This is a genomic window from Pseudomonadales bacterium (genome assembly GCA_041395665.1).
Taxonomy (GTDB): domain Bacteria; phylum Pseudomonadota; class Gammaproteobacteria; order Pseudomonadales; family UBA7239; genus UBA7239.
This window is the reverse complement of record JAWLAB010000005.1, coordinates 134,286-158,931: the sequence shown is the minus strand read 5'-3', so window position 1 is coordinate 158,931 and position 24,646 is coordinate 134,286. Positions and strand designations below refer to the sequence as shown.

The following is a 24,646-nucleotide window of genomic DNA, read 5'->3' as shown; positions in this document are numbered from 1 at the left end:
AAACAAGTTGGTTTTGTTGGTTTAAGAGAAAAGAGAGAGAAGGAAAATATCGTGAAAGCAATTATTAAGAAATTTCAATACGGCGACCAGACCGTCACTCTGGAAACAGGACGCATTGCGCGTCAAGCAACTGGCGCAGTGTTGGCTTCTATGGGTAGCACTACTGTGTTGTGTACGGTAGTTGGTGCAAAAACAGCAAAAGAAGGGCAAGATTTTTTCCCGCTGTCTGTTCACTACCAAGAAAAAGCGTACGCAGCCGGAAAAATTCCTGGTGGATTTTTTAAGCGCGAAGGTCGTCCTAGTGAAAAAGAAACACTGACTTCGCGTTTGATTGATCGCCCAATTCGCCCGCTGTTTCCCAATGATTTTAATAATGAAGTACAAGTAGTTTGTACTGTCGTATCCGCAGAAAAAGATACCGATCCCGATATCATCGCCATGATCGGCACATCGGCTGCCTTAGCCATTTCTGGTATTCCATTTAACGGCCCAATCGGCGCGGCGCGCGTGGGTTATACCGATACTACTGGTTATATTTTGAATCCTGGCTATAAAAAACTCAGCGAATCTGAGTTGGATATGGTGGTGGCGGGCACGAAAGATGCTGTGTTGATGGTGGAGTCTGAAGCTAAAGAATTGCCAGAAGACATCATGTTGGGCGCAGTGTTGTTTGCGCACAGTGAAATGCAAGTGGTTGTCGCTGCGATCAATGCGCTGGCAGCCGAAGCGGGTAAACCGCGTTGGGATTGGCAGCCGCCTGCTGAAAATCGCGCATTGCAAGATCGCGTAGTTGCAGCGGTGGGCCCACAAATTGGTGAAGCGTATCGCATCATAGAAAAACAACAACGCTATGCGCGTCTCAATGAATTGCGCAAAGACGCTATTGAAAAAGTGTCTGCTGGCGAAGGTGATTTTGGTGATAAAGATATTGCCGATATGTTTGGCAAATTAGAGAAAAAAGTGGTTCGCAATCGTGTGTTGAATGGTGAGCCGCGTATTGATGGTCGCGATAACCGCACAGTGCGTCCATTAGCAATTGAAGTCGGTGTATTACCGTCTGTGCACGGTTCTGCTTTGTTCACGCGCGGCGAAACGCAAGCCATTGTTGTTGCAACTTTGGGTTCATTGCGTGATGCGCAAGTGATTGATGCGCTGGAAGGTGAGCGCAAAGATCCTTTTATGTTGCACTACAACTTCCCTCCGTATTCCGTGGGCGAGTGTGGTCGCATGGGTGGCACTGGTCGTCGTGAAATTGGTCACGGTCGTTTGGCGCGCCGTGGGGTTGCTGCTATGTTGCCAGCACAAGAAGTTTTTCCGTATGCCATGCGTGTGGTGTCAGAAATTACCGAATCTAACGGTTCAAGCTCAATGGCTTCTGTCTGTGGTAGCAGCTTGGCATTGATGGATGCAGGCGTACCTTTGAAAGCGCCTGTTGCGGGTATCGCAATGGGCTTGGTGAAAGACGGTAATCGTTTCGCAGTGTTGACCGACATTTTGGGCGACGAGGATCATCTCGGTGATATGGATTTCAAAGTAGCGGGTACTGCTAACGGTATTACTGCGCTGCAAATGGATATTAAAATTGAAGGCATCAACGAAGAAATTATGGACCGCGCGTTGGAGCAAGCTTTGGCTGCGCGTCTGCAAATTCTCGCTGAAATGAATAAAGTGATTAGCACGCCGCGTACAGCAATTGCTGAAACAGCGCCACGCTTTACACAGATCAAAATTGATCCAGAAAAAATTCGCGATTTGATCGGTAAAGGTGGTGCGACGATTCGCGGCATCACAGAAGCGACTGGCTCGCAAATCGATATCGAAGATACGGGTGTGGTGCGTGTTTATGCTGCCAATGCAGATGCGCAACAGGAAACGCTGCGCCGTATCGAAGCGATTACCGCAGAAGCAGAGGTTGGCGCTATCTACACCGGCAAAGTGGTGCGTATCGTAGACTTTGGTGCTTTCGTTGAGTTTATGCCAGGCAAAGATGGCTTGGTGCATATCTCGCAAATCTGCCACGAGCGTATCGCCTCTGTGTCTGATCGCCTACAAGAAGGTCAAGAAGTGCAGGTTAAGGTGTTGGATATCGATAATCGCGGCAGAATTAAGCTGTCTATTAAAGAGACACTGCCGGAAGCGATTGTTGAAGCAGTTTCTGCTAGCGAATCGACAGAAGGTTGAGTTTTTTGTGTAAAAAGTTCGGGAGGGGGGTTGTCTGCCTCCCTTAGATTCAGTAAAGTTGCGCCATAACAAGTATTACAACGGAGAAACACTATGAAGAAGACTACCGTCTTTACCTTGGCTGCTGTGTGCGGCGCTTTTGCGTTAGTTCTGCCTGATTGGAAACAGCCGTTAAATGCAGCCTATCCCAATGTTCAATACACATGGACGGGGGCTGAGGTTACACAAGCTCTAGCTGTTGGCCGCTGCAATCCTTTGAGAATTTGGACGCCAAGGGGTGTTTCTCCTACTCGTAATGATATCGCGTTATACGATAACGGTAGTTATGTACAGTTTCGTTATCCAACAGGTGGCGGCGCACCTGTCGCTACTATGACAGGTGAATGGACTAAAGTAGCCACGAGCAGAGGGGCAACATATTATTTGTCGATTAACTCTGCGTCATTGCTTAACTTGTTTGGCGAGTTACAGACGGCTGGGCTGGCCAACTGCCAAACACGATTCACTGGTATGAGCGCCCTTAATCTTCTACCGGCTACTACTCGAGTTATAAAAAACCAGATTGTTACTCGTGTTGTTCGCGGTGCGACAGTCGTGGCTGGTGATTTACAAATGGTAGGTTTACAGCAAAATAATGCTACTGGTTTGGGCGCATTTAAATTGCAAGTTAAGCTCACAAGTGGTGCTTGGACTGGACTTTAACATGCTTATTAGCGCAGTGTTATTGTGATTTTGTTATCCGATAACTTACAAAAACAGAGGTATAACATGAAAATGAAATCAATTTTGACAGCTGTAATGGCTTCAGCATCGTTGCTAACAGCTTCGGCAAGCTTTGCTGCTCTGCCAGTCTTGAATATGACTGGCGCTGCTGCTGTGCAGAGTCTTGCTGTGTCGGGATGTCGCTCAATCAAGACGACAGATACAGTCAATGTAACTTTCTTGGATGATGGTACTTACACTATTACTGATAGTGGATTGGTGCCAGTATTGAACGGCACTTGGTATAAAGTTGACGGTAGAACTCCTGCGAGCCCGTATGTTATCTACATGGCTCCTGATGTTTACGCACCGGGTCCACTAGATCCTCCCGGAGCACCAGCAGGTACTTTAGATGATTTCTTGAATCAGCTCGAAGTGACAGCGCAGACACCTTATCCAGCCGGTATGGCCTGCACTTTAAGAAATGGCGGTGTACAGGCAATTACAGTCCTTCAGCCAACAACTTTAGTTAAGCGCAGCCAATTGAATGTTGCCACCAGAAGAGGCGGCGGACAGTATGGTGTGCTGACTTTTGATGCGACTGCTGTGCAGAGCAACCAATTGGCCGGCGTTCAAAGGATGGGAGTTTTGGCTGTGAAATTGGCAGTGAGCGGTACAGTGACTCCTTAACTGATCTATATCCTCTTTCAGAGTCTGAAAGCCCGTATGTGTCGTACATACGGGCTTTTTTGTTTACATACGCAAAACTTTTTTGTCTAATCGTACAAAATAATTGATAGAAATTTGTGATGCGCAATTTGCCTTCTGCCCTAATTCGTCGCTTGATTCCGTTAAACGGTCTCAATGAAAATTCTTTGCAGTTGCTGCTTGATCATAATGACTCTTTCTTGGTTGGCGCTGGGCAACTATTATTTTCTATTGCGGACAGCACTCGATATTATTTTTATTTATTATCGGGAGAGGCTGAAGTTTGCTATTCCGTAGGTAGTGTGACGCACACCGCAGAACAGCGTTTTCCTATAGGCTACGAAGAGATCGGCCTTCAATCAGTAGTAGCTCTTACGTACTGTATTTGTTTGCGTATTGAGCGCTCTATGCTTGATAAGCAATTGTGTTGGGATCATGTAGCCTCAGCTATAGAGCTGGATCTCTCCTATCGAGCAGAGAGAGATGATGAGGCCAGCTGGCGATTGACGCTATTGCGCTCAAATTTATTCCTTAAAGTTCCGCCGTTGAATGTGAGTCAGATTTTCTCGCGATTAAAGCCTGTGCGTGTGAATGCGGGCGATATTATTTTGCGTCAAGGTGACGCTGGCGATGGCTGTTATTTTATTCGGCAAGGTAGAGCGGCAGTAACAAGACGGCTTGACGATCATTCAGAGCATCATTTGGTCGATATTGGTTATGGGCGCTGCTTTGGTGAAGATGCATTAATTTATAACACTGTGCGTAACGCAACGGTGACGATGATTAGCGATGGACTACTGATGCGCCTTGATAAGGCAGATTTCATGTTGCTATTGCGTGAGCCTGCCGTCGAATATTTGAAATCTTCTGATTTGGAGCAAGCATTGGCAACGGATGTCGTTGTGTTAGATGTTCGTTTGCCAGAAGAGTTTGATATTGCCCGCTTGCCTAAGGCAGTTAACACGCCATTGGCATGTTTGCCCCTGTATCTGGCATCAGCGTTGGATAGTAACAAGCAATTTATTGTTTGCTGTGACACAGGTATGCGTTCGCGTGCTGCGGTTTTTTTAATGCAATCGAAAGGTTTTTCTGCACAATACTTGCTGCATGGTATTGATGGGCTTGATGCGCGTGTACGCAGTGATTTTTTAGATGTGGTGCCGCCGTTGTCACCTATTGCCTATGAAAGTAGTACAGGTTGAATAAAATGGCAGATCATTTTAAACGGGTTGGCCTTGTCAGTCGCAAAGGAAGTCGTCAGGTTGTAGATACTTTGACGATGTTGGCGAGTTTCCTGCAAGCGCGTGGAGCAGAATTAGTAATTGAAAGTGAAACACACGCGTTGCTTGATAGAAGGATCGCTAATCAGCAAGTGTGTGATCGGGAGCAGCTGGGAAACAATTGTGATCTAGTGATTGTTGTAGGTGGTGACGGCAGCATGCTCGGGGTTGCGCGTGCATTGTGTCGTCAATCTGTACCGGTGTTAGGTATTAATCGTGGCAGCCTTGGTTTTTTAACGGATATTGCGCCGGATGAAATTGAACAGCGCGTAGGCAATGTTTTGTCTGGTCACTATCGATTGGAAGAGCGGTTTTTGTTAGAGACAAAAGTTTTTCGCGATAAGAAACTCATCGCAGATGGCGATGCTCTGAACGAAATTGTTTTACATCGCGGCGCTTCACTGCGCATGATCGAGTTTGCGCTGTATTTGGATGATCATTTTGTTTACAGCCAGCACTCTGATGGTTTGATCGTTTCCACACCAACAGGCTCAACAGCGTATGCACTATCTGGCGGTGGTCCTATTTTGCATCCTGCGTTGGACGCCATGGCTTTAGTGCCCATGTTTCCCCATACATTGACTAGCCGTCCTATTGTTGTGACAGGAAACAGCCACTTGCGTGTTGTGCTGAGTAAGCCTAGCGCAAATGCTGAGCTGGATGGAAAGCCAGAGTTATCTTGTGATGGTCAGATGCACATTTCATTGCGTGCCGGCGATGAGGTATACATAAAAAAGAAAAAAGAAGTGCTTAAGCTTGTGCATCCACTTGATCATGATTATTACGAAACTTGCCGCACAAAATTAGGGTGGGGCAGCCGCTTAGCATAGTTGTAATTTTAATTACCAGCCGAGAGCTGTTTTTATAAATGGAATAGTAACGCGCCGCTTTTCTTCTAGTGATAGCGTATCCAGTTGGTGCAAACATTCAAAAAGTGTCAGCATGTCTCGGTCTGCTCGCTGAATAATAAAGTTTAATACTTCATCTGATAATTCAATGCCGCGTGCGTGAGCCCGTATTTTAAATGCCTGCGTTTTTTCCTCGTCACTTAATGCTGTGAGGTGGAACGTTGTTCCCCAACCCATACGCGACACTAAATCTTCTAGTGAAGTCATTAGATCGCGTGGGGCGCAATTTGCAGAGACCAATAAGCGACAGTGTTTGTTTTCTCGTAAGCGGTTATAAAAATGAAATAACGCGTGAGCCCAACCTATTTGCCCTACAACATGCTGCAGCCCATCTAAGCAAACCAAATTTACTTGATCGAGATTTTCCAATAAGGCATCGGCGGCATAACCTGCTAATTCCTCCAGCGGTAAATAAAGGCAAATTTGGTTTTGTTTGCTCGCGCTAGCGCAGGCTGCTTGTAATAAATGGCTGGTGCCTGTGCCTTCTGCTCCCCATAAATAAATAAACCGTTCTGCGTTGTTGTTGGAAGCGAGCGAGCGCACAGCATTCAAAGCCAGCGCATGTGTACTATTTTCTGGTGCAAAAAAATTTTCAAATGTTGCGTCGTCATTCAACTGCACATTGAGTGAGAGCTGTTTGGGTGTTGGTAGATTCATGTGGCAACCTTGTTGTTGTGGCAAGCGAAGCGCAACCAACAGTAGCCCAATGTAGCAGCTAGTAGAGATGCCAGCAAAATGCCTGTTTTTGCTAGTAGCAAAAACTCTGGTGCGGCAGTAAATGCCAAATCTGCAATAAAAATAGACATCGTAAATCCAATGCCAGCAAGTAGACCTATGCCGTGTATGTGGCGCATTTGCATGGAGTTGGGAAGAGCGGCAATGCCAATCTTAATGGCTAACCAACAAGAGGCAGTTATGCCCATCCACTTGCCAAGAACTAGTCCGCTAGTAACACCGAGTGCTACAGGATGTGCCGTGATATGTAAAAGATCGTCCCAGCGAATAGGGATGCCGGCATTCGCTAATGCAAACAACGGCACAATGATAAACGCCACCAAAAAATGCAAAGAATGTTCTAAGCGCTGCGCAGGGGCTTGTGCTAGTTCTAGGTTTTTTTCCAAAGCGGATACTTGAGCATCAAGATCCATTTGCGTGAGTGTGTCGATATCTGTCCGAGCATGGGATTCCATCTTTTGTGCAATTTCTGTGACTTGGCGAATCCAATAAGGATGCGTGTATTTTGCACGCACTGGGATGGTGAATGCCAAAATAATGCCGGCGAGCGTAGCGTGTATGCCGCTGTTGAGCATGGCGCACCAAAGCAAAATGCCCAGCAGTAAATACGGTGCGAGATGGCGAACGCCACCTAAATTCAAAACAATTAGCAGCGCTGTAAGTGAAAGGCTGGTCAATAGAGCCGCAGCGTGCAACTGTTCCGTGTAGAAAATTGCAATCACTAAAACAGCGCCAATGTCATCGACGATTGCCAATGCGATTAAAAATGTTGCTAGTGCAGAGGGGATGCGTTTTCCCAATGCACAGAGTGCGCCGACGGCAAAAGCAATATCGGTTGCCATGGGGATGCCCCAACCACTTTTTTCAATACCCGATGGGTTCCACAGCCAATAAATTGCTGCTGGTACAAGTATCCCGCCGATAGCGGCGATTGCAGGTAATGCTGCGCGTTGTTTGTCTGCCAGCTCACCTACCAATAACTCGCGTTTTAATTCCAATCCAACTAATAAGAAGAAAAAGCTCATTAGTGCTTCGTTGATCCAGTGTTGTAGGCTTAATTCAAAACGCAGCGTGCTGACAGAGATGGCAATGGGCGTGTGTAGCGTGTGTAGATAGATTTCACTAAAACGAGAGTTGGCCAGTATCAGAGCGACGACGGTACAAAGTAGCAACAATAAACTGCTGCTCGATTGCTGGTGCGTGAAGCGTTCTAGCGGCAAGAGAACGCGTGTGAAGACTGGCTCCCAAGGAGCTGTGCGTATGTACTCAGACTGACTTTTGGTGTGATCAGGATGCATTGTCATTGATGTCGGTAATTGGTGGTCACGAGGTTTATGATAACCTCGGTAAGTGTTTTTAGAAGGAGAGAAATGTTATGGCTCTGCTGAGTATTGTGTTCGTTTTTTTATTGGCGCGCTACACGGGGCTTGTGCACTACTTACATCGCGACACATGGTTTGCTTCTACTTTGAATCAATTCGCGCTACGGAAGCCACATAGCTGGCTGATATTTGTAGCGTTGTTTGGAGCTGTCGTCCTTTTAGCGGTTGTTTGGTGGCAGTTGGATTTCTGGCTGTCATTTTTTCTTGGTGTATTTTTGCTGCTGTACAGCGTTGGGCGAGGTGATTGGTGCAAAGGCATGCGTAATTTGGCGCTGCAATTGCGAGAGGAGAATCCTGAGTCTGTATTACTGCATCTTGAAGAATCAGGCGTAATGCCTAGTGATCAGGATACAGGTCAAGCTTTGTGGCTGGCTTGGCGGCGCTATGCTGGTTGCTGGTGTCTTGATCGGGTTTTTGCTGTTTTTTTCTGGTTTTTTATTTTAGGGCCTGCAGGAGCAGTGCTTTATCGCTGGGCGGTGATGTATAACAATCATGAAAAAACTCATAGTGGTGATTTGCCGTCAGCAAAAAAACTTCAGCATTTTTTGGAGTGGTTGCCTGTGCGTTTTATGGGCGGATGCGCTTGTCTGGCAGGAAATTTTACAACTGGGATGCGTATATGGCAGAAAAATATTCTGGATACACAGATAACTTCAGCAGATTTTTTAGCGCAATGTTTAGATGAAGCATTGATTCTGGATGTTGAGGTTTCTTTACTGCCAGAAGATGTGGAATACAGCTTACGTTTGACGCTACAGCGCAGTGCTGCATTAGAAATGTTGATGAAGCGTACTGAAATTTTAGGCATTGTTAGCCTTGCATTAGCGATTCTTATTTTGAGGTAGTAGTAAATGGATGCGAGACAAAAGCGTATTGGTGTGGATCTTGGTGGTACTAAAATTGAGGCTGCTGTTTTAGAGGGTGATAGTAAAGTTGTGTGGCGTGAGCGTGTACCAACGCCACACGAAGATTATCAGGGTACCTTGCAAGCCATTAAAGCTTTGGTTGAGCGTGCAATTGCGGAAAACCATTTAGAAGAAAATATACCGATTGGTATTGGTACACCCGGCTCACAATCACCCAGAACCGGTTTGATGCGCGGTTGCAATTCAACCGCTTTGAATGAAAAACCACTGCTGCATGATTTGTGCGAAACATTAGCGCGTCCTGTGCGTTTAGCTAACGATGCCGACTGTTTTGTGCTGTCAGAAGCCTGTGCAGGTGTGGGGCGCGGCGCAGATAGCGTGTTTGGCGTAATTCTCGGTACCGGCGTGGGCGGTGGCGTGGTGATCCGCCAACAATTGCTCAAAGGCCCCAACAATAATGCTGGTGAGTGGGGGCACAACGCTATGCCTGGCAACAGCGTAGAAGGGCGCAAAGTGCGTTTCTGTTTTTGTGGGCGTGAAAATTGCGTTGAGAATTGGTTAAGTGGTCGAAGCCTCGGCAACAGTTTTCGTGCAGCAGGTCTTGCCATTGAAAAAACGCAACAAGGTATTGATTTGATGCGTCAAGGCGATGCCGTGGCTGTGCGCGTTTGGAATGATTATGTGCAATTGTTAGCGCGTGCTTTGGCTGTGGTGATCAATGTAGTTGATCCAGATGTCGTTGTACTGGGTGGCGGTGTTTCGAATGTCGATGAGTTGTATCGCGAAGTGCCCGCGGCGTGGGAGCAGTGGATTTTTTCGGATGTGGTGCGCACGCGTTTGTTAAAAGCCGAGCACGGCGATTCCAGTGGTGTGATCGGCGCGGCTTGGTTGTGGCCTTAAAAAATGGATTGCAGCGGGAATTATTTTCCCGCTGTCACCGGTTTGGGTTTCCACAACACTTCTGAATCTATGCCATCCAAACGATTCAACACGCGCGCGCAGACAAACAGCCAATCTGATAAGCGGTTGATGTATTGCCGCACGGGTTTGTTGACGGGATCGCTTTCGTGCATGTGCACCAAAATTCGCTCAGCGCGGCGACAAATACTGCGCGCTAAATGGCAGTTGGCTGCGGTGATGGTGCCACCAGGCAAAATAAAATCTTTGAGTGGTGGCAGATTTTCATTGTAGTGATCGAGTGTTTCTTCCACCCACTGCACATCAGCATCATCAATAAATGTGTAGCCGGGCATCGCTAACTCGCCACCTAAATCAAATAAGCGATGTTGAATGGTGGTGAAAACAGTACGCAAATCATCAGGCATCGTATGGGCTAGCATCACGCCGATCACGCTATTTAATTCGTCGATAGTGCCGATGGCTTCCATGCGCGGGCTGTCTTTGCGCGTGCGCTTGCCGTCACCGAGGCCGGTAGTACCGTCATCGCCGGTGCGGGTGTAGATTTTTGACAGACGATTGCCCATTCTGCGATCCTCTCATGCATTGGTTTTGCGAAATTGGTGGACATTATAAATGCAGACAACAACGATTGATTTGTTGCGTCACGGCGAATGCGAGGGTGGGCAGGTTTATCGCGGTCGTTTGGACTTTCCTCTGAATGCGGTTGGCTGGCAGCAATTGCGTGACAAAACACAGAATGTGGGCGTGTGGACGCAGATCGTTTCTTCACCCTTGCAGCGCTGTGCATTGTTTGCACAGGAAGTAGCAGAGCGTTGTGACAAACCGGTTTCCATTATGGATGGGTTTCGTGAAGTAGATTTTGGCGATTGGGAAGGGCGTTTAATTGCGGATGTATGGCGCGAGCAGGGCAGTGATGCCCGACGCTTTTTTGCGGATCCTGTGAATGCTGCGCCACCCAATGGTGAGCCGATGTTGATGTTTGAGCAGCGTGTTTTGGCTGCTTGGCAGCAGTTGTTACAAACATTGCGCGGTGAGCATGTATTGCTGGTGGCGCACGGCGGCACGATTCGTGTGTTGTTAGCGCATGTGTTGGCGATGCCACTGCAGCGTATTGCCAGTTTGGATGTGCCCTATGCATCGGCGAGTCGTATTCGTGTTCATCACAGCACAGACCATCCTGATTTTTCTACACTGGTTTTTCACAACAGCCGATTTTGAGATTAAAAAATGAATCCAGTGTCAGAAGAAGTTTTGCAGCAGCGCGTTGATGAATTAGAAATGCGTTTGGCGTTTCAAGAAGATGTGATACAAACTTTGCACGAACAAATTACACATTTGCAACAGGAAACTGAAAAACAACAGCAAATGTTACAAGTGCTGTATCGACAGTGGCGAGAGATGCAAGAATCTACCGAGATGGGTGCGGTGGCTGCTGCACAAGAAAAACCACCGCATTATTGATGTTTATTTTCTGTGAATTGGTGAAAAACTAACCATGTAGCGTCGAATCAGCCAGCGGAATGGCAGAATCAAAAAGCGTTTATAGCGCCATTCAAAAGCGAGTTCGCGTTTGTACGCTTCTAATCCTAAGTTTTGAAATTGCAGTAATTTCTGGCTTTCTTGAGTGTCCATCCAGTCGGTGTAATAAGGATCGACACCAAAGTCGTCAGGGGATAAATCGCGCAAGCCCATAGCGCGCGGTGCGATATTGACGAATTCTAGCCACGAGGTTTGACTGTTTCTTCCGCTACCTAAAAACAGCGTTTTGCCAACGGCATCTGTTTTTTCTAGCGCATTGGCCATGGCAACAGCGGCATCGTGCGGGTGTAAGTATTCAATACGCGTGTCTGGGTGTAACGAAAACATGTGGCGCATCATGGCAGCACGATCGCCGACTTTGTCATTTGCGGCATCCACACACGCACCAATGCGCAAAATCACCCAAGGGATGTGACTTTCACGCAGAAGTTTTTCACAGGCAATTTTATGGCCGGCGTAGTGATCTTTCGCATCGAGCGGCACATCAATACGGCAGGGAGGTTGGCGCTTATGGCTAAAGCCGTGCACAGAAATGGATGAAGGAAAAATTAGCAGCGGCATTTTGGCTTGTGCGGCAATCGCGTCTATCACTAAACGCGTGCCCTGCACATTCACTTTTTCTGCCAGCGCAGGATTAGATTCTGACAGTGGCGGAATTATCGCGGCGAGGTGAATTACTGCACCTTGCTGGTTCACTGCTTTTTGAACGCTGGCTGCGTGAGTGATGTCACCCCACACCATGTTGATGCGGTCACCGTAACTGTTGGCAATTTTGCGATTGGTTTTGTTGTCGAGATCAAAACAAGTGACGCGATGTTTGCGCGCCAATAATTCGTTCAAAACGCGCGTGCCAATTGTGCCAAAAGGGCCTGTGAGTAGTATGTTCATGTGCGATTGCCGTTCAATGTCTGGTCTCCATCATAACGGCTACCTTTACAATCACCGCTACGATGTTTCGGCTAGGTGGTTTACACAGCTATGGCCATATTTGGGTGATAAGCGTGGGTGATATTTACTTCGATCAATTAGCAGACCGTTTCGAGCGCAAGATTTACGGCTCGAAAAAGGGCGATTTGCGTCTGCAATTATTGTGGGATGACTTGCTCACCGCGTTGCCAGCGATCACGGCGGGCAAATCGCTGCGCATTCTGGATGCGGGCGGTGGTTTGGGGCAGATGAGTCTGCGTCTTGCTGCATTGGGGCATAGCGTTGTGTTGGCAGAGCCATCGGCTGCGATGCTAGATAAAGCCAAGCGGCAATTTACGGAGCAGGGCATCGATATGACACGCGTGCAGTTTTTGCAGGCGTCGATTCAAACACTGCCCGAAGTATTGCTGCCAGAGCAGCGGTTTGATTTGGTGGTGTGCCATGCGGTGTTGGAGTGGCTGATTGATCCGCTCCAAACGCTGTCGTCGCTGTTGCAGTGGTTGGCGAGCGACGGCTGGCTGTCGTTAGCGTTTTACAACCGCGAATCCATCGTCTGGAAGAACTTGCTCAAGGGTAATATTGATCGCGCACGCGCGGCGGATAAAGCCGGTGAAGCGGGCAGCTTAACGCCGATCAGTCCACAATCTGCGCCGCAAGTATTGACGTGGTTGGCAGAGCGCAATTTGTCGGTGGCGCAGGTGACGGGCGTGCGCTGCTTGCACGATTACCTGTTCCCTGGCGTAAAAATTGAGGCGGAGACACTGCTGCGTTTGGAGCAGGAGTTGAGCCGACAAGAGCCCTACAAGTGGCTGGGGCGCTACATCCATGTGATGGCTCAGAACACGCCGCGTGGTTAGTAGTAAACCCGTGGAGATGTGTCGATGCGTCGGCGAGCTTCTTGCTCCAATTTCTTGGTCTCCAGCTTGGCTTGAGCAACGGCTTCGTTATCGCAAGTTTGATTACTTTTGCCGCTATTTTTACTGCTGTTGACACAGACATTGCTAAAGGCTTCTTCCTGCACAATCGTGAACGGCGTGATGGACGATTGGCAGCTATCCAGAATGACATTGCGGCGCGTGATGTGATCGGCGTATTTCTCGCGGGCAGTTTTCTTGATGAGCGAGCCAATGCAATCGAGGTATTCATCGGCCAGTCGGTCAGCTTTTTTCTGTTGTTGTGAGGCTTTGCTGCCCATGCTACAGCCACCAAGGAATCCAATCGTGATAACGAGTATGAGCGCTGTGTGAACAAACTTCACCGGTGTCTCTCCAGAGCATTGCGTCGCGCGATAATAGTGCAAAGACCCCATGGTGTCTTGATCGCTCTGCTAGAATAAACCTCCCCTCGAGTGCAGCACGACGCGTGTGAAATGATGATCGACGCAGACGATTTTCCCGATATGCAAACCCTACTCAATAACATCACGCCTGAAGTGTATGAGGCGTTAAAACGCGCGGTGGAATTGGGTAGATGGGCAAACGGCGCGCGTCTAACTGCCGCGCAGCGAGAGACCTGCTTGCAAGCGGTGATTTATTACGATGGTCGTCACAAACCTGAAGGTGAGCGCATCGGTTATATCCAGCCGCAAGAGCATGAACACTGCGGCAGTGAAGGCGATAAAAAACACGATCACGCAGGCAATCGCTGGGACGAAGAACAGTTGTTAGTGTTTCGCCAAATGTCTGAAACCCATTCCACTCGGCATTGACATGTTAGCAGCAGAAGCGCATACGATTTTGGGTCAGGGTTGTCTGGATAAAATGCAGATAACGCCCGCTGCGCCTGCGCAGTACGCATTGCCATTGAATGAAAAATTGCTGCCGCTGAACGAGCACATCGGTCAGACCATTCGTTTGCGTCATACTGGTGTGATTCTCTGTACGCATTGCGGGCGAAAAACCAAAAAAAGTTTTAATCAAGGCTACTGTTATCCGTGTTTTCAATCACTGGCGCAGTGCGACAGTTGCATTGTCAGCCCTGAGAAATGTCATCTGCATTTAGGCACTTGTCGCGAACCGGATTGGGCAGCCACGCACTGCCAAACCGACCATATTGTTTATCTCGCTAACTCGACTGGCATCAAAGTGGGCATTACCCGCGCCAGCCAAATGCCGACGCGCTGGTTAGATCAAGGTGCTGTTCAAGCGTTGCCGATTGCGCGCGTAGCGAATCGCTATGCTTCTGGTTTATTTGAAGTGATTTGCAAACAGTTTGTCGCCGACAAAACGGATTGGCGTGGGCTGTTGCGCAGCAATACGCAGCCAATAGATTTGTACAGCGAGCGAGAAAAATTGTTGCGCGCAGTGAAGGGCGATATTGCATTGTTACAACAGCGTTTGGGTGTCACTGCCGTCACAGTATTGCCAGATGAAGTGGAGCAATGTTTTTCCTATCCCATTCAGCGTTATGCAGAAAAAGTGAGTACGCATAATTTTGATAAAACGCCTACGGTTGAAGGCGAGCTGTTGGGGATAAAGGGCAGTATTTAATGTTATCAACAGGTGCACTGAATATTCGCAAGTTCACCGCGTATGAAGTGGAATTTTCAGTGCTATGAACGAAGTCGTCGCTAAAGCTATCCAGTTGCAGGATTATCAACCGTCTGATTTTTTGATCGACGAAACACTACTCAATTTTCAGTTGACGGAAGTGGCTACCACGGTAAATGCGCGCTTAAAAATGCGCAGAAACCCGTTGGGAAACCCTGATGCAGCGCTGGTGTTAGACGGTAATGAACTGAATACACGCAGTGTTTCGCTCAATGGAAAACCGCTCAAAGCCAGTGAGTATGAAATTCAAGGCAATACTTTGCGTATCTTGGTATCGCTGCCAGAACAGTTCGAGTTGGAATCCATTGTTACTATTCGCCCGCAATTAAATACAGCGTTGGAAGGCCTGTATAAATCGCGCAATATGTTTTGCACGCAGTGTGAGGCAGAAGGTTTTCGCCGCATCACTTGGTATTTGGATAGACCGGATGTGATGTCGCTGTTTACCGTGACGCTGCTGGCGGACCAACAGCGCTACCCCGTGTTGTTGTCGAACGGCAATTTGGTGGAAAGCGGCAAGCTCAACAATGGTGTGCATTGGGCGACATGGAAAGATCCATTCAAGAAGCCGAGCTATTTGTTTGCGTTAGTGGCAGGCGATTTGAAATATGTTGAAGATTATTTTGTCACGCGTTCTGGAAGGCGCATTACGCTGCGCATTTATGTGGAAGGTAAAGATTTAGCAAAATGTAATCACGCGATGTCTTCGCTCAAGCGCGCGATGGCGTGGGATGAAAAAGTCTATGGTCGCGAATACGATCTCGATATTTACATGATCGTCGCGGTCGATGATTTCAATATGGGCGCGATGGAAAACAAAGGGCTCAATATTTTTAATACCTCTTGCGTATTGGCGCGAGCAGAAATCACCACGGATCGAGGCTTTCAGCGTGTGGAAGCGGTGGTGGCGCACGAGTATTTCCACAACTGGTCCGGCAACCGTGTCACTTGTCGCGATTGGTTTCAGTTGAGTTTGAAAGAAGGTTTTACTGTATTTCGCGATGCGGAATTTTCAGCGGATATGGGTTCGCGCACGGTAAAACGCATCGAAGATGTCAATATGTTGCGCACCGCGCAGTTTGCTGAAGACGCAGGTCCGATGGCGCATCCTGTGCAGCCTGCCTCCTATATGGAAATTTCCAACTTTTATACCGCCACCGTGTATGAAAAAGGTGCGGAAGTGGTGCGTATGCTGCACCGCTTATTGGGTGCGGAAAAATTTCGTCAAGGCACTGATTTGTATTTTTCGCGCCACGATGGTCAGGCGGTAACGATTGATGAATTTTTGTCGGCAATGGCGAGTGTTTCTGGGCGCAACCTCAGTCAATTCCGCTATTGGTATACGCAAGCGGGCACACCGTTATTGCGCGTGCGCAGTGAATACAACGCCACTGAAAAAACACTGCGGTTATCGGTAGAGCAGAGTTGCCCAGCTACACCAGAATCATCACACAAAGAGCCTTTTCACATTCCTTTGGCAGTGAGTTTGTTGGGCGCAACAGGCGGTGAGTTGTCTGTGTGTTTGCGAGATAGCGTCGATAACGCGCAGCATAAAGAACATTTGTTGGAAGTGCGCGATCGCATGCAGCAGTTTGTGTTTGAAGGCGTGACAGAAAAACCTGTGCTGTCTTTGTTGCGTGGTTTTTCTGCGCCGGTGAAGTTGGATTATCCCTACACGGCCGATGAATTAGCATTTTTAATGAGCCACGATAGCGATGGGTTTAATCGCTGGGAAGCAGCGCAGCAATTGGGCGTACAAGTGCTGCAGAAATTAGTGGAAAAAGTGCTACAAAAACAAACTTTGACACTCGACAGCAAATTGGTTGCTGCATTCCGTGTGTTGTTGTTGGATGAAACTTTGGATCCGGCGATGGTAGCTTTGATGTTGGAGCTGCCATCAGAAAATTATTTAGCAGAAGTGGCAGTCGTAGCGAATCCGGTGGCCATTCATCAAGCACGACAATTTGCGCGCACTGCATTAGCGCATGAATTGCGCCATGCATTGGAAACGGTTTATCACCGCCATCAACCACCAGCAACTTATCAACCTATTGCAGAGGCCATTGCACATCGCAGCTTGAAGAATACAGCACTGTCTTACTTGACGCTGCTGAATGAAAAAGCGACTGCGCAACTGGCGCTGGATCAGTACAACAATGCTGCAAATATGACGGACGCCAGCGCATCACTGCAAGCCTTGTTAAATTGTGAAGCGGATTTTGTCACTGCCGTGCGCGAAAAAGCGTTGCGTATTTTTTATCGCCGTTGGCAGCATGAGCCTTTGGCTGTCAATTTGTGGTTGCAGTGGCAAGCAACTTGTTCGTTAGCCGGTGCTTTGGAGCGTGTTAAAGCGCTGTTGCAGCACGAAGCATTTGATATTCGCAATCCCAACAAAGTGCGCGCAGTTATCGGTGTGTTTTGCAGCCAAAATCTTGTGCATTTTCATGCGGAAGATGGTTCAGGTTATCAATTTTTAGCGGATAAAGTGATTGAGCTGGATGCAATCAATCCACAAATTGCTGCGCGTTTACTGTCGCCGCTGACGCGTTGGCAAAAATTGCCTGCCGCAAATCAAGAAAAAATGCGCGGTGAATTGCAGCGCATTTTACGCAGTGGTCAGTTGTCGCCAGATGTTTACGAAGTGGTGAGTAAATCGGTATCGGGCAGCGATGCTAATGGCGCGGCTGTGATGGCTTAAACCACACCAGCAGCAACAGCGCCCAACAAATCAGCAGCATTGGCCAGTTGCCTAGCAGTTGGTAGGGCGTGTGTCCTTGTCGTGCTTGTACTGTGCCTTGCATAACGAAGCGCTCAAATTGTGGTGAACGCGCCAATAACTTTCCTTGTTCATTGATGTGCGCAGAGATGCCGTTGCTGGTAGCGCGCAACATTTCTCGTGCATTTTCACGCGCCCGCATCTGTGCCATTTGTAAATGTTGGTGTGGGCCGATGGAGTTGCCGAACCAAGTGTCATTGCTGACCGTCAGTAAAAAGTCGGCGTCTTTTGCTTGCGATGCGACTAATTTGGGGTAGGCCACTTCATAGCAAATGCTGGAAGCGACTGTCAGCAAGCCGCTATTGATATTGAATTGCTCGTCACTACCGACGCGAAAATCGGATATCGGCATTTTGAAAAAATCGAGCAATTTTTTTAACCAGCGTTCTAGCGGCACATATTCACCAAAAGGCACTAAACGCTGTTTGTTGTAGATGCCGCTTGCTTCGCCTAAGCCAATCATACTGTTGTGAAAATACGGTGTGTCATCCGCATCGTAATGCAATGTCGGTACACCAGTGATTAATGCGCCGCCATTTTGCGCGAGTTGTTTTTCAACGCGTAGAAAAAATGGGTGATCAGCTGTGTACAGTTCAGGAATTGCGGCTTCCGGCCAAATCACTAGAGAGTTTTTCTGCCACAGCGGCACGCTGGCATCCCAATACAGTGTGCGTATCGCTTCGCGCTGCTCCGGTTTCCATTTCAGTTGTTGCGGCACATTGCCCTGTATCAAAGCAAAAGATTGCGTTGTGTTGGTAGGATGCGTCCATTGTTTTATTCCCAGTAGCGCACTGCCTGCGCAGAGTAGTGTAATCGCAGCGAGCAATGACTTACTGCAACGATGTTGCTGCAAGCTCTCAAAAATTGTTGCAGCAAAGAACGCTAACAAAAAGCTGATGCCGTAAACGCCGGTTACAGGCGCCCAGTTGCCGATAAAAGTTTCAGTTTGGCTGTAGCCAATAAAAAGCCAAGGAAACCCGGTAAAAATCCATGTGCGAAACCACTCATTGAGCATCCAGATGGCGGGGAAACCCAGTGTAATACCCCATTTTTTATCTTGAAAAAAACGATGCCAGCTCCACATGGGAATAAGAAAAAGCAGCGCCATGCCACAAGAAAAAAGAAAAATTAAACTGGCGGCTAATGGTGCGGGTGCTGGACCGTAATCGTGTACGCTGACATAAATCCACGATGCGCCAGTGCCGTACATCCCCAGCCCAAACAAAAAACTGCGCCAGTAGCGGCGCTTGCTTGAGATATTTGAAGTTAGCATCAGATAAGCGAGCAGCGGTAGCGGTGCAAACCACCGCCAATCAAAGGGCGCTAACGCTAAAGGCAGTAATGCACCTGCGAGGAGCGCGGCGAAGTCGCCCCATTTTTTTGCAAAAAATTGGCTCATCAAAAACTATTCTGCGTCGGTATTGTTGGTGGGTAAAGTGACGCGCAGCATATGTATTTGGCGCTTGTCGGCATTGAGCACGCGAAAATTAAAGCCTTGAATAGTGGTGCTTTCATTGCGTCGCGGCAAATGACCAAAGGCATGCATAATTAGACCACCCATGGTGTCAAACTCTGCATCAGATAAGGTGGAGCCAAAAGCTGCGTTGAAATCTTCGATAGGTGTTAGCGCTTTGACTAAATAATCTTGCCCTGACAGCGGGCGAATGAAACGCTCGTCTTCTTCTGTATCTGTTTCGTCCTCTATGTTGCCAACAATTTCTTCCAATACATCTTCAATGGTGACTAATCCAGCAACATTGCCGTATTCATCGACCACGATACCCATGTGATAGCGATTCTGGCGAAAGTCTCGCAGCAATTCACTGATGCGTTTGGTTTCTGGGACAACATTAGCATTGTGTAAATGATCGTGAATATTGAAAGATTCTTTGTCTTTCAGTAGCAGAGGTAGCAGTTTTTTGGCTAATAGAATGCCGACGATATGATCGGGTGTTTCTCCCAACACAGGGAAGCGCGAGTGCTCTGATTCAATGATGGCTGTGAGCAGTGTTTCCAGTGAGCTATCTGCTTTTAGCGTCACCATTTGTCGGCGCGGTACCATGATATCGCCGACAGTTTTTCCTCGAATTTTTAACGCGTTTTCCATGATGGAAAACATTTCGTCATCCAGCAGCTTTTGCTTGTGGGCGTCATCGAGAATTTCTAGCAAGTCATTGCTGTCGCGCAATGAAAGGCCTATTGCTTTCATGAAACGATCAAGCCAAGATTTTTCCGTGGGTTCGTTATTTTCATCACTCATGGATGCGGTGCTCTTTCCTGTGTTCCGTGTTTTTAATCAAGATCAGTTTCGTACGGGTTTGCAAAACCTAAGCTATGCAAGATGGCAATTTCTCGCGCTTCCATTTGTTCAGCTTCTTCATCGTCTATGTGGTCAAAACCCAGTAAATGCAAGCAGCCGTGTATCACCATGTGTGCCCAGTGCGCTTGTAACGGTTTTTTTTGCGTTTGTGCCTCGCGTTCAACCACTGCTGCGCAAATCGCTAAATCACCCAGCAGCGGCGGCTCAAAATCTTCTGGTAGATCACTGGGGAAAGACAGCACATTGGTGGCGTAATCTTTGCCGCGATATTGATTATTCAGTACGGCACTTTCTTGTTCATCGACGATGCCAATAGACACTTCGGCGCGCGTGCGCAAACCTTGCAACGCGGCATGAATCCACTGTGAGAACTGCTCCTCGCTGGGGATAGATGCTGTATCACAAGTGTTATCAATCAACACTTGTATGGTGGTGTCGACAGAACTCATGGCGGTATCAAACAATAGGGCGCTGGACGCTTTCGTAGCGGTCGTAGGCATCGACGATTCGTTGTACGAGTGGGTGGCGCACAACATCCTGTGAAGTGAAACGAGTAAAACTGATGCCTTCTACATCGCGCAAAATTTCATTGGCATGCAACAGGCCTGATTTTGTGCCGCGCGGCAAATCAATCTGTGTGGCATCGCCGGTGATGATGGCAGTTGAGCCAAAGCCAATGCGCGTTAAAAACATTTTCATTTGTGATTCAGTGGTGTTCTGACTTTCATCCAAAATAATAAAAGCGTTGTTCAGTGTGCGACCGCGCATATAGGCCAATGGCGCGATTTCAATAATTTGCCGTTCTAATAATTTGCCGACCGTTTCAAAGCCGATCATTTCATAGAGTGCGTCGTACAGTGGGCGTAGATACGGATCAATTTTTTGCGCGAGATCGCCGGGGAGAAATCCCAGCTTTTCTCCAGCCTCTACCGCTGGGCGCACAAGCAAGAGGCGCTCTACTTTTTCACTTTGCAGGGCTTCAACAGCGCAGGCAACAGCGAGATAAGTTTTGCCTGTGCCGGCGGGGCCGATGCCAAAATTGATATCGTATTTGCGGATGGATTGCACATAGTGATTCTGCGCAGCGCCGCGCGGTTTGATGTTGCCTTTGCGTGTGCGAATACTGGATTGTTCGTAAATATTTTTTGCGCTGTTGTTCTGCAAGCCAGAAACATTGGCCGTTTGCAGAATCAGGTGCACTTTCTCTGGGGTGAGATCCTGATCGTTCTCGGTTTCTAAATAAAGTTGTTGCAGAGCAGCTGTGGCGCGTGTGACGGCTGCGGCATCGTTGCTGTGTACGGTAAACACATTACCGCGCACATTAATTTGCACATGCAAGCGCTGTTCAACTTGTTTGAGATGCTCGTGCAGTTGTCCGCACAAGCGCGTCAGGCGGTGGTTGTCGGCAGGTTCCAACACCAAGGTGTGGGCTTCATTTACAGAGCCAGTGTGTGTGTTCAAGGCATCCTTGGGTTAGCGCACTCGCGCTGTGATTCATGGCTCATAGGATATACGAGCGGCATGGCGCAGGGGAAGGTCAACGCTCGTCGGTTCACGCGCTTCCTGCCAAGGTAGTGACAGCGTAAAAATGCTACCGCGTCCTTCCTCGCTGTGTATGTGCAGTGAGCCGCCTAGGGTTTGTGCTAATTGATGACTGATCGCCAAGCCTAACCCTGTTCCACCACGGCGCGGTGGTGGTCTGTGGGTGGTCACGCTCGATTCCATGATGCGCTGTAAATCATGGCTGGAGATGCCTACGCCAGAGTCAATGACGCGAAAGCAGAGCGCTGTATTGCCGGTGGGTCGTTTTTCAGCACTGACTTGCAGTTTGATAATACCGCCATCGGTAAAGCGCAGAGCATTGGACAAAAAATTGCTGAGAATTTGTTGGATTTTTCCTGCATCACTGACAAACGAAGTGGGTAGCGTGGGGCAAATATGTGCGATCAGTAGGATGCCTTTATCTTGTGCCTGACAGCTGAAAAGTTGCAGCAAAGTTTGTACGGTTTCGTGTAATAAAACGACTTGTGGGTGTGGTAGAAAAATATTTTCTTGGAAATCTGCGCGCAGCAGTACATCGTCTAACAGAGAGAGTAGGGTGTGGCTGGCATTGCTGGCGGTATCTAATAAATTTTGTTGTTGTTCATCCAGCGTAGTACGACGCAAGACATGCAATACAGATAGTAGCCCAGCTAATGGGTTGCGAATTTCATGGCTGAGAGTGGCGAGGGTAATTTGCATAGAGCGAGCGATCCTTTGCAAAGCAGAGTCGGCTTCATTGCCGTGGCTTTATTTTTTCTCGAGCTGTTTTACAGTTTTTGGCTGTGTTGTTTTAAATATTCCGCAACACCAGCGGGATTGGCTTTCATACCCGTGTCGCCTTTCTGCCAGCCTGCTGGGCAAACCTCGCCGTGTTCGGCATGAAATTGCAGCGCATCAACTAAACGCAGCAATTCATCAATATTGCGACCGAGTGGTAAGTCATTGACGATTTGGCTGCGCACAATACCGCGCGGATCAATCAAAAATGCACCGCGATAGGCAACGCCGCCATCAGTTTGCACATCGTAATCGCGCGCAATTTGCTGCGTGAGGTCCGCTGCCATGGTGTAACGCACAGCGCCGATGCCGCCGTCGTTAATGGCGGTATTGCGCCACGCGTTGTGCGTGAAGTGTGAATCGATGGAAACGCTGATGACTTCAACGCCGCGCGCAATAAATTCATCCATGCGGTGGTTGAGTGCAATCAATTCAGATGGGCAGACAAAAGTGAAGTCCAGAGGATAAAAGAACAACAGCGCGTACTTGTTTTGGATAACGGAGGCGAGATGAAAATCCTCCATAATCTCACCATTGCCCAATACCGCTGCACAGCGAAAATCAGGCGCGGGTTTGCCAACAAGCACAGCCATTATTTCCTCCTTGAATCTGAAGTGAATTATTCGGCAGCAGCTTCTTTAACCAATGGCTGCAATTCGCCTTTGGCGTACATTTCTGTGACGATATCGCAGCCGCCAATCAATTCCCCTTTGACCCACAACTGCGGGAAGGTGGGCCAGTTGCCGTAGCGCGGCAAGTTGGCGCGGATTTCTGGGTTCGCCAAGATATCGACAAACGCAAAGCGTGCGCCGCAGTTCATCAAGGCTTCCGCTGTACGCGCAGAAAAGCCGCACTGTGGTGCGTTAGGGCTGCCTTTCATGTAGAGGATGACGGGGTTTTTTTCGATCTGATCTTTGATTTGATCCATGACATCCATGGTGACAGCCTCGCAGTAGGTATCGGGATTAAACAGGCAGCTATTTTAGCTGTCAGCGTTAGAAATTGCATCGCCAATAGATATTGGGTCATGTTCAATGGCTTCGTGGTGTTCAGAAGCGATCAACATATATACAGCAGGCAGCACAAACAGCGTAAAGAGTGTGCCTATCATCATGCCGGCGACCAAAATAATACCAATACTGTTTCGCGCTTCTGCGCCTGCTCCCGTTACTAATACCAAAGGGAAGTGACCGAGCACGGTTGCGCTGGTGGTCATCAGCACGGGGCGCAGTCGCGTGGTTGCCGCTTGCGTAATAGCCTTGATTTTATTACAGCCTTCGCGCTGTAAGTGATTGGCAAATTCGACAATCAAAATACCGTTTTTGGAAATCAATCCCACCAGCGTAATAAAGCCTACTTGAGAATAAATGTTGATGGTGGTCCAGTCGAGAAAAGTGATGAGCATGGCGCCAGACAAGGCCAATGGCACGGAACCGAGCAGCACCACCAACGGATCACGAAAGCTGTTGAATTGCACCGCCAACACAAAAAAGACAAACAGTAGTGCAATCAATAACACACCAAATAAAGTGTTACCTTCGTGACGCAACTGGCGTGATTCACCCGCGTAATCCACGCTATAGCTGAGTGGCAGAATATCTTTTGCCGCAGACTCTAATGCCGATAACGCCTGTTCTTTGGTAGTACCAGGCATCACGCCGCCGTAAATGCGAAAAGCATTATTTTGCTGAAACTTTCCGAGTACGCGCGGTGCGGTGTGCTGTTGCAGCGTGGCAATAGCTGACAGTGGAACAAGATCGCCACGCGGCGTGCGAATTTGCAAATTCATTAAAGTTTGTGGATCGGGACGATCGCTGTTGGCAATCATCGGTATCACTTCGTACGCTTTGCCATTCAAATCAAAACGATTGACATAATTTGCCGAGAGCAAAATACCTAATTGATTGCTGACGCTGGCTAAATCCATGCCTAAATCAGCGATGCGTTGTCGGTTGAGTTGAAACTCCGCTTGTGGCAAATCAATTTTGAGATCGGTATCTGCATAAAGAAATTTTTGGCTGTTTTTGGCGTAGTCCACCATTTTGTCGGCATACACTTTCATCTGTGCTGGTGTGTCAGTGGATAGCACCACCATCTCAATATCGAAATTACCGGCAGTAGGCAATGCGGGATACAAAATTGGAAAGGCTTTCAAACCACTCACTTTGCCTAACTCACCGTAAGCACGCGGTAATAATTCCTGCACGCTGTGTTCGCGTTTTTTGAAATCGACAAAAGTTTGCCCACCAAAACCGCCTTGTGGTGTCACTACTTGCCACATAAAACGCGTACCGGGCAGAGCATTTAAGATATTGACCACATCGTGCATATAGCGCGTGGTGTAAGCCAGAGAGGATTGCGGAGGTGCTTCTATCACCACATTGATACTGCTTTGATCTTCAACGGGTGCCAATTCTTGTTGTGAAAATAAATAAAAAGGAATCACTAAGAATGCGAAGAAAAGAGCCACTGTGAGCACTTGCGGTCGCCACGATAAACATTTTAGTAAGGCGCGGCTGTAGCACTCTTGTAA

Annotated in this window: 24 protein-coding genes and 2 pseudogenes; 13 read left to right on the top strand and 13 right to left on the bottom strand. The window is 48.1% G+C overall.

Features of this window, described 5'->3' with window-relative positions; all coding sequences use genetic code 11:
* Positions 1 to 51 precede the first annotated feature (51 nt).
* The 5 genes from pnp (at position 52) to R3E63_08550 (ending at position 5,701) form a co-directional block, all read left to right on the top strand.
* The gene (gene pnp, locus R3E63_08570; protein ID MEZ5539979.1) at positions 52 to 2,181 is read left to right on the top strand and encodes a polyribonucleotide nucleotidyltransferase; all 2,130 of its coding nucleotides are present in this window, start codon (positions 52 to 54) and stop codon (positions 2,179 to 2,181) included.
* Between the two features lie 93 nt (positions 2,182 to 2,274).
* Positions 2,275 to 2,883: a hypothetical protein gene (locus R3E63_08565; GenBank protein MEZ5539978.1), complete on the top strand. Its 609-nt coding sequence runs from the start codon at positions 2,275 to 2,277 to the stop codon at positions 2,881 to 2,883.
* Positions 2,884 to 2,949: 66 nt separating this feature from the next.
* On the top strand, positions 2,950 to 3,573 hold the full coding sequence (locus tag R3E63_08560; GenBank protein ID MEZ5539977.1) for a hypothetical protein: 624 nt from the start codon (positions 2,950 to 2,952) through the stop codon (positions 3,571 to 3,573).
* Between the two features lie 119 nt (positions 3,574 to 3,692).
* Positions 3,693 to 4,793 carry a cyclic nucleotide-binding domain-containing protein gene (locus R3E63_08555; protein ID MEZ5539976.1) on the top strand — a complete coding sequence of 367 codons (1,101 nt, stop codon included), beginning with the start codon at positions 3,693 to 3,695 and terminating at the stop codon, positions 4,791 to 4,793.
* A gap of 5 nt (positions 4,794 to 4,798) precedes the next feature.
* A complete protein-coding gene (locus tag R3E63_08550; protein MEZ5539975.1) occupies positions 4,799 to 5,701 on the top strand; it encodes an NAD(+) kinase in 903 nt (300 codons plus the stop codon).
* Between the two features lie 12 nt (positions 5,702 to 5,713).
* Here the strand turns inward: R3E63_08550 and hda are convergent, their stop codons facing one another.
* Together hda and nhaA are read right to left on the bottom strand one after the other, a co-directional pair.
* Positions 5,714 to 6,436 (bottom strand): DnaA regulatory inactivator Hda, encoded by a 723-nt coding sequence (gene hda, locus R3E63_08545; protein ID MEZ5539974.1) that lies wholly within the window; start codon positions 6,434 to 6,436, stop codon positions 5,714 to 5,716.
* Positions 6,433 to 7,818 (bottom strand): Na+/H+ antiporter NhaA, encoded by a 1,386-nt coding sequence (gene nhaA / locus R3E63_08540; protein ID MEZ5539973.1) that lies wholly within the window; start codon positions 7,816 to 7,818, stop codon positions 6,433 to 6,435. Before nhaA ends, hda begins: the two co-directional genes overlap by 4 nt.
* 335 nt (positions 7,819 to 8,153) lie before the next feature.
* On the opposite strand from nhaA, the gene ampE reads away from it, so the two are divergent.
* Both ampE and R3E63_08530 read left to right on the top strand, forming a co-directional pair.
* A complete protein-coding gene (ampE, locus tag R3E63_08535; GenBank protein MEZ5539972.1) occupies positions 8,154 to 8,741 on the top strand; it encodes a regulatory signaling modulator protein AmpE in 588 nt (195 codons plus the stop codon).
* A gap of 6 nt (positions 8,742 to 8,747) precedes the next feature.
* A complete protein-coding gene (locus R3E63_08530) occupies positions 8,748 to 9,662 on the top strand; it encodes an ROK family protein (GenBank protein ID MEZ5539971.1) in 915 nt (304 codons plus the stop codon).
* A gap of 20 nt (positions 9,663 to 9,682) precedes the next feature.
* Here the strand turns inward: R3E63_08530 and R3E63_08525 are convergent, their stop codons facing one another.
* On the bottom strand, positions 9,683 to 10,246 hold the full coding sequence (locus tag R3E63_08525) for a cob(I)yrinic acid a,c-diamide adenosyltransferase (GenBank protein MEZ5539970.1): 564 nt from the start codon (positions 10,244 to 10,246) through the stop codon (positions 9,683 to 9,685).
* A gap of 49 nt (positions 10,247 to 10,295) precedes the next feature.
* Between R3E63_08525 and cobC the strand changes: the two genes are divergently transcribed.
* Positions 10,296 to 10,901: an alpha-ribazole phosphatase family protein gene (cobC, locus tag R3E63_08520; protein ID MEZ5539969.1), complete on the top strand. Its 606-nt coding sequence runs from the start codon at positions 10,296 to 10,298 to the stop codon at positions 10,899 to 10,901.
* A gap of 9 nt (positions 10,902 to 10,910) precedes the next feature.
* A complete protein-coding gene (locus tag R3E63_08515; GenBank protein ID MEZ5539968.1) occupies positions 10,911 to 11,144 on the top strand; it encodes a SlyX family protein in 234 nt (77 codons plus the stop codon).
* Positions 11,145 to 11,147: 3 nt separating this feature from the next.
* On the opposite strand, the gene R3E63_08510 is transcribed toward R3E63_08515, so the two are convergent.
* Positions 11,148 to 12,110, bottom strand: a complete 963-nt coding sequence (locus tag R3E63_08510; protein ID MEZ5539967.1) for an NAD(P)-dependent oxidoreductase — start codon at positions 12,108 to 12,110, stop codon at positions 11,148 to 11,150.
* A gap of 113 nt (positions 12,111 to 12,223) precedes the next feature.
* On the opposite strand from R3E63_08510, the gene R3E63_08505 reads away from it, so the two are divergent.
* A complete protein-coding gene (locus R3E63_08505) occupies positions 12,224 to 13,006 on the top strand; it encodes a methyltransferase domain-containing protein (GenBank protein MEZ5539966.1) in 783 nt (260 codons plus the stop codon).
* Here R3E63_08505 and R3E63_08500 read toward each other — a convergent pair.
* Positions 13,003 to 13,407, bottom strand: coding sequence for a hypothetical protein (locus R3E63_08500; GenBank protein ID MEZ5539965.1), 405 nt, complete (start codon positions 13,405 to 13,407; stop codon positions 13,003 to 13,005). The two genes, R3E63_08505 and R3E63_08500, sit on opposite strands and share 4 nt — an antisense overlap.
* Before the next feature lie 111 nt (positions 13,408 to 13,518).
* Between R3E63_08500 and R3E63_08495 the strand changes: the two genes are divergently transcribed.
* From R3E63_08495 to pepN, 3 genes and pseudogenes are all read left to right on the top strand, one after another.
* Positions 13,519 to 13,857: a DUF1315 family protein gene (locus tag R3E63_08495; protein MEZ5539964.1), complete on the top strand. Its 339-nt coding sequence runs from the start codon at positions 13,519 to 13,521 to the stop codon at positions 13,855 to 13,857.
* Between the two features lies 1 nt (position 13,858).
* Positions 13,859 to 14,706: pseudogene (locus R3E63_08490) on the top strand (DUF2797 domain-containing protein).
* A complete protein-coding gene (pepN, locus tag R3E63_08485) occupies positions 14,703 to 17,396 on the top strand; it encodes an aminopeptidase N (protein MEZ5539963.1) in 2,694 nt (897 codons plus the stop codon). Before R3E63_08490 ends, pepN begins: the two are co-directional and overlap by 4 nt.
* Here the strand turns inward: pepN and lnt are convergent.
* The 8 genes and pseudogenes from lnt to R3E63_08445 all read right to left on the bottom strand — a co-directional run bounded on the left by lnt (position 17,371) and on the right by R3E63_08445 (position 24,607).
* Positions 17,371 to 18,873 (bottom strand): apolipoprotein N-acyltransferase, encoded by a 1,503-nt coding sequence (lnt, locus tag R3E63_08480; protein MEZ5539962.1) that lies wholly within the window; start codon positions 18,871 to 18,873, stop codon positions 17,371 to 17,373. The genes pepN and lnt overlap by 26 nt on opposite strands.
* Positions 18,874 to 18,879: 6 nt before the next feature.
* On the bottom strand, positions 18,880 to 19,734 hold the full coding sequence (locus tag R3E63_08475; protein MEZ5539961.1) for a transporter associated domain-containing protein: 855 nt from the start codon (positions 19,732 to 19,734) through the stop codon (positions 18,880 to 18,882).
* 32 nt (positions 19,735 to 19,766) lie between these two features.
* The gene (gene ybeY / locus R3E63_08470; GenBank protein MEZ5539960.1) at positions 19,767 to 20,243 is read right to left on the bottom strand and encodes an rRNA maturation RNase YbeY; all 477 of its coding nucleotides are present in this window, start codon (positions 20,241 to 20,243) and stop codon (positions 19,767 to 19,769) included.
* A 7-nt stretch (positions 20,244 to 20,250) separates the two neighbouring features.
* Entirely contained in the window at positions 20,251 to 21,216 is a 966-nt protein-coding gene (locus R3E63_08465; protein ID MEZ5539959.1) for a PhoH family protein, read from the bottom strand.
* A gap of 72 nt (positions 21,217 to 21,288) precedes the next feature.
* Positions 21,289 to 22,035 (bottom strand): HAMP domain-containing sensor histidine kinase, encoded by a 747-nt coding sequence (locus R3E63_08460; GenBank protein MEZ5539958.1) that lies wholly within the window; start codon positions 22,033 to 22,035, stop codon positions 21,289 to 21,291.
* Between the two features lie 68 nt (positions 22,036 to 22,103).
* Positions 22,104 to 22,706, bottom strand: coding sequence for a peroxiredoxin (locus R3E63_08455; protein ID MEZ5539957.1), 603 nt, complete (start codon positions 22,704 to 22,706; stop codon positions 22,104 to 22,106).
* Between the two features lie 26 nt (positions 22,707 to 22,732).
* The gene (grxD, locus tag R3E63_08450) at positions 22,733 to 23,050 is read right to left on the bottom strand and encodes a Grx4 family monothiol glutaredoxin (protein MEZ5539956.1); all 318 of its coding nucleotides are present in this window, start codon (positions 23,048 to 23,050) and stop codon (positions 22,733 to 22,735) included.
* A gap of 45 nt (positions 23,051 to 23,095) precedes the next feature.
* Positions 23,096 to 24,607, bottom strand: a pseudogene (locus R3E63_08445) (efflux RND transporter permease subunit).
* Positions 24,608 to 24,646 lie beyond the last annotated feature (39 nt).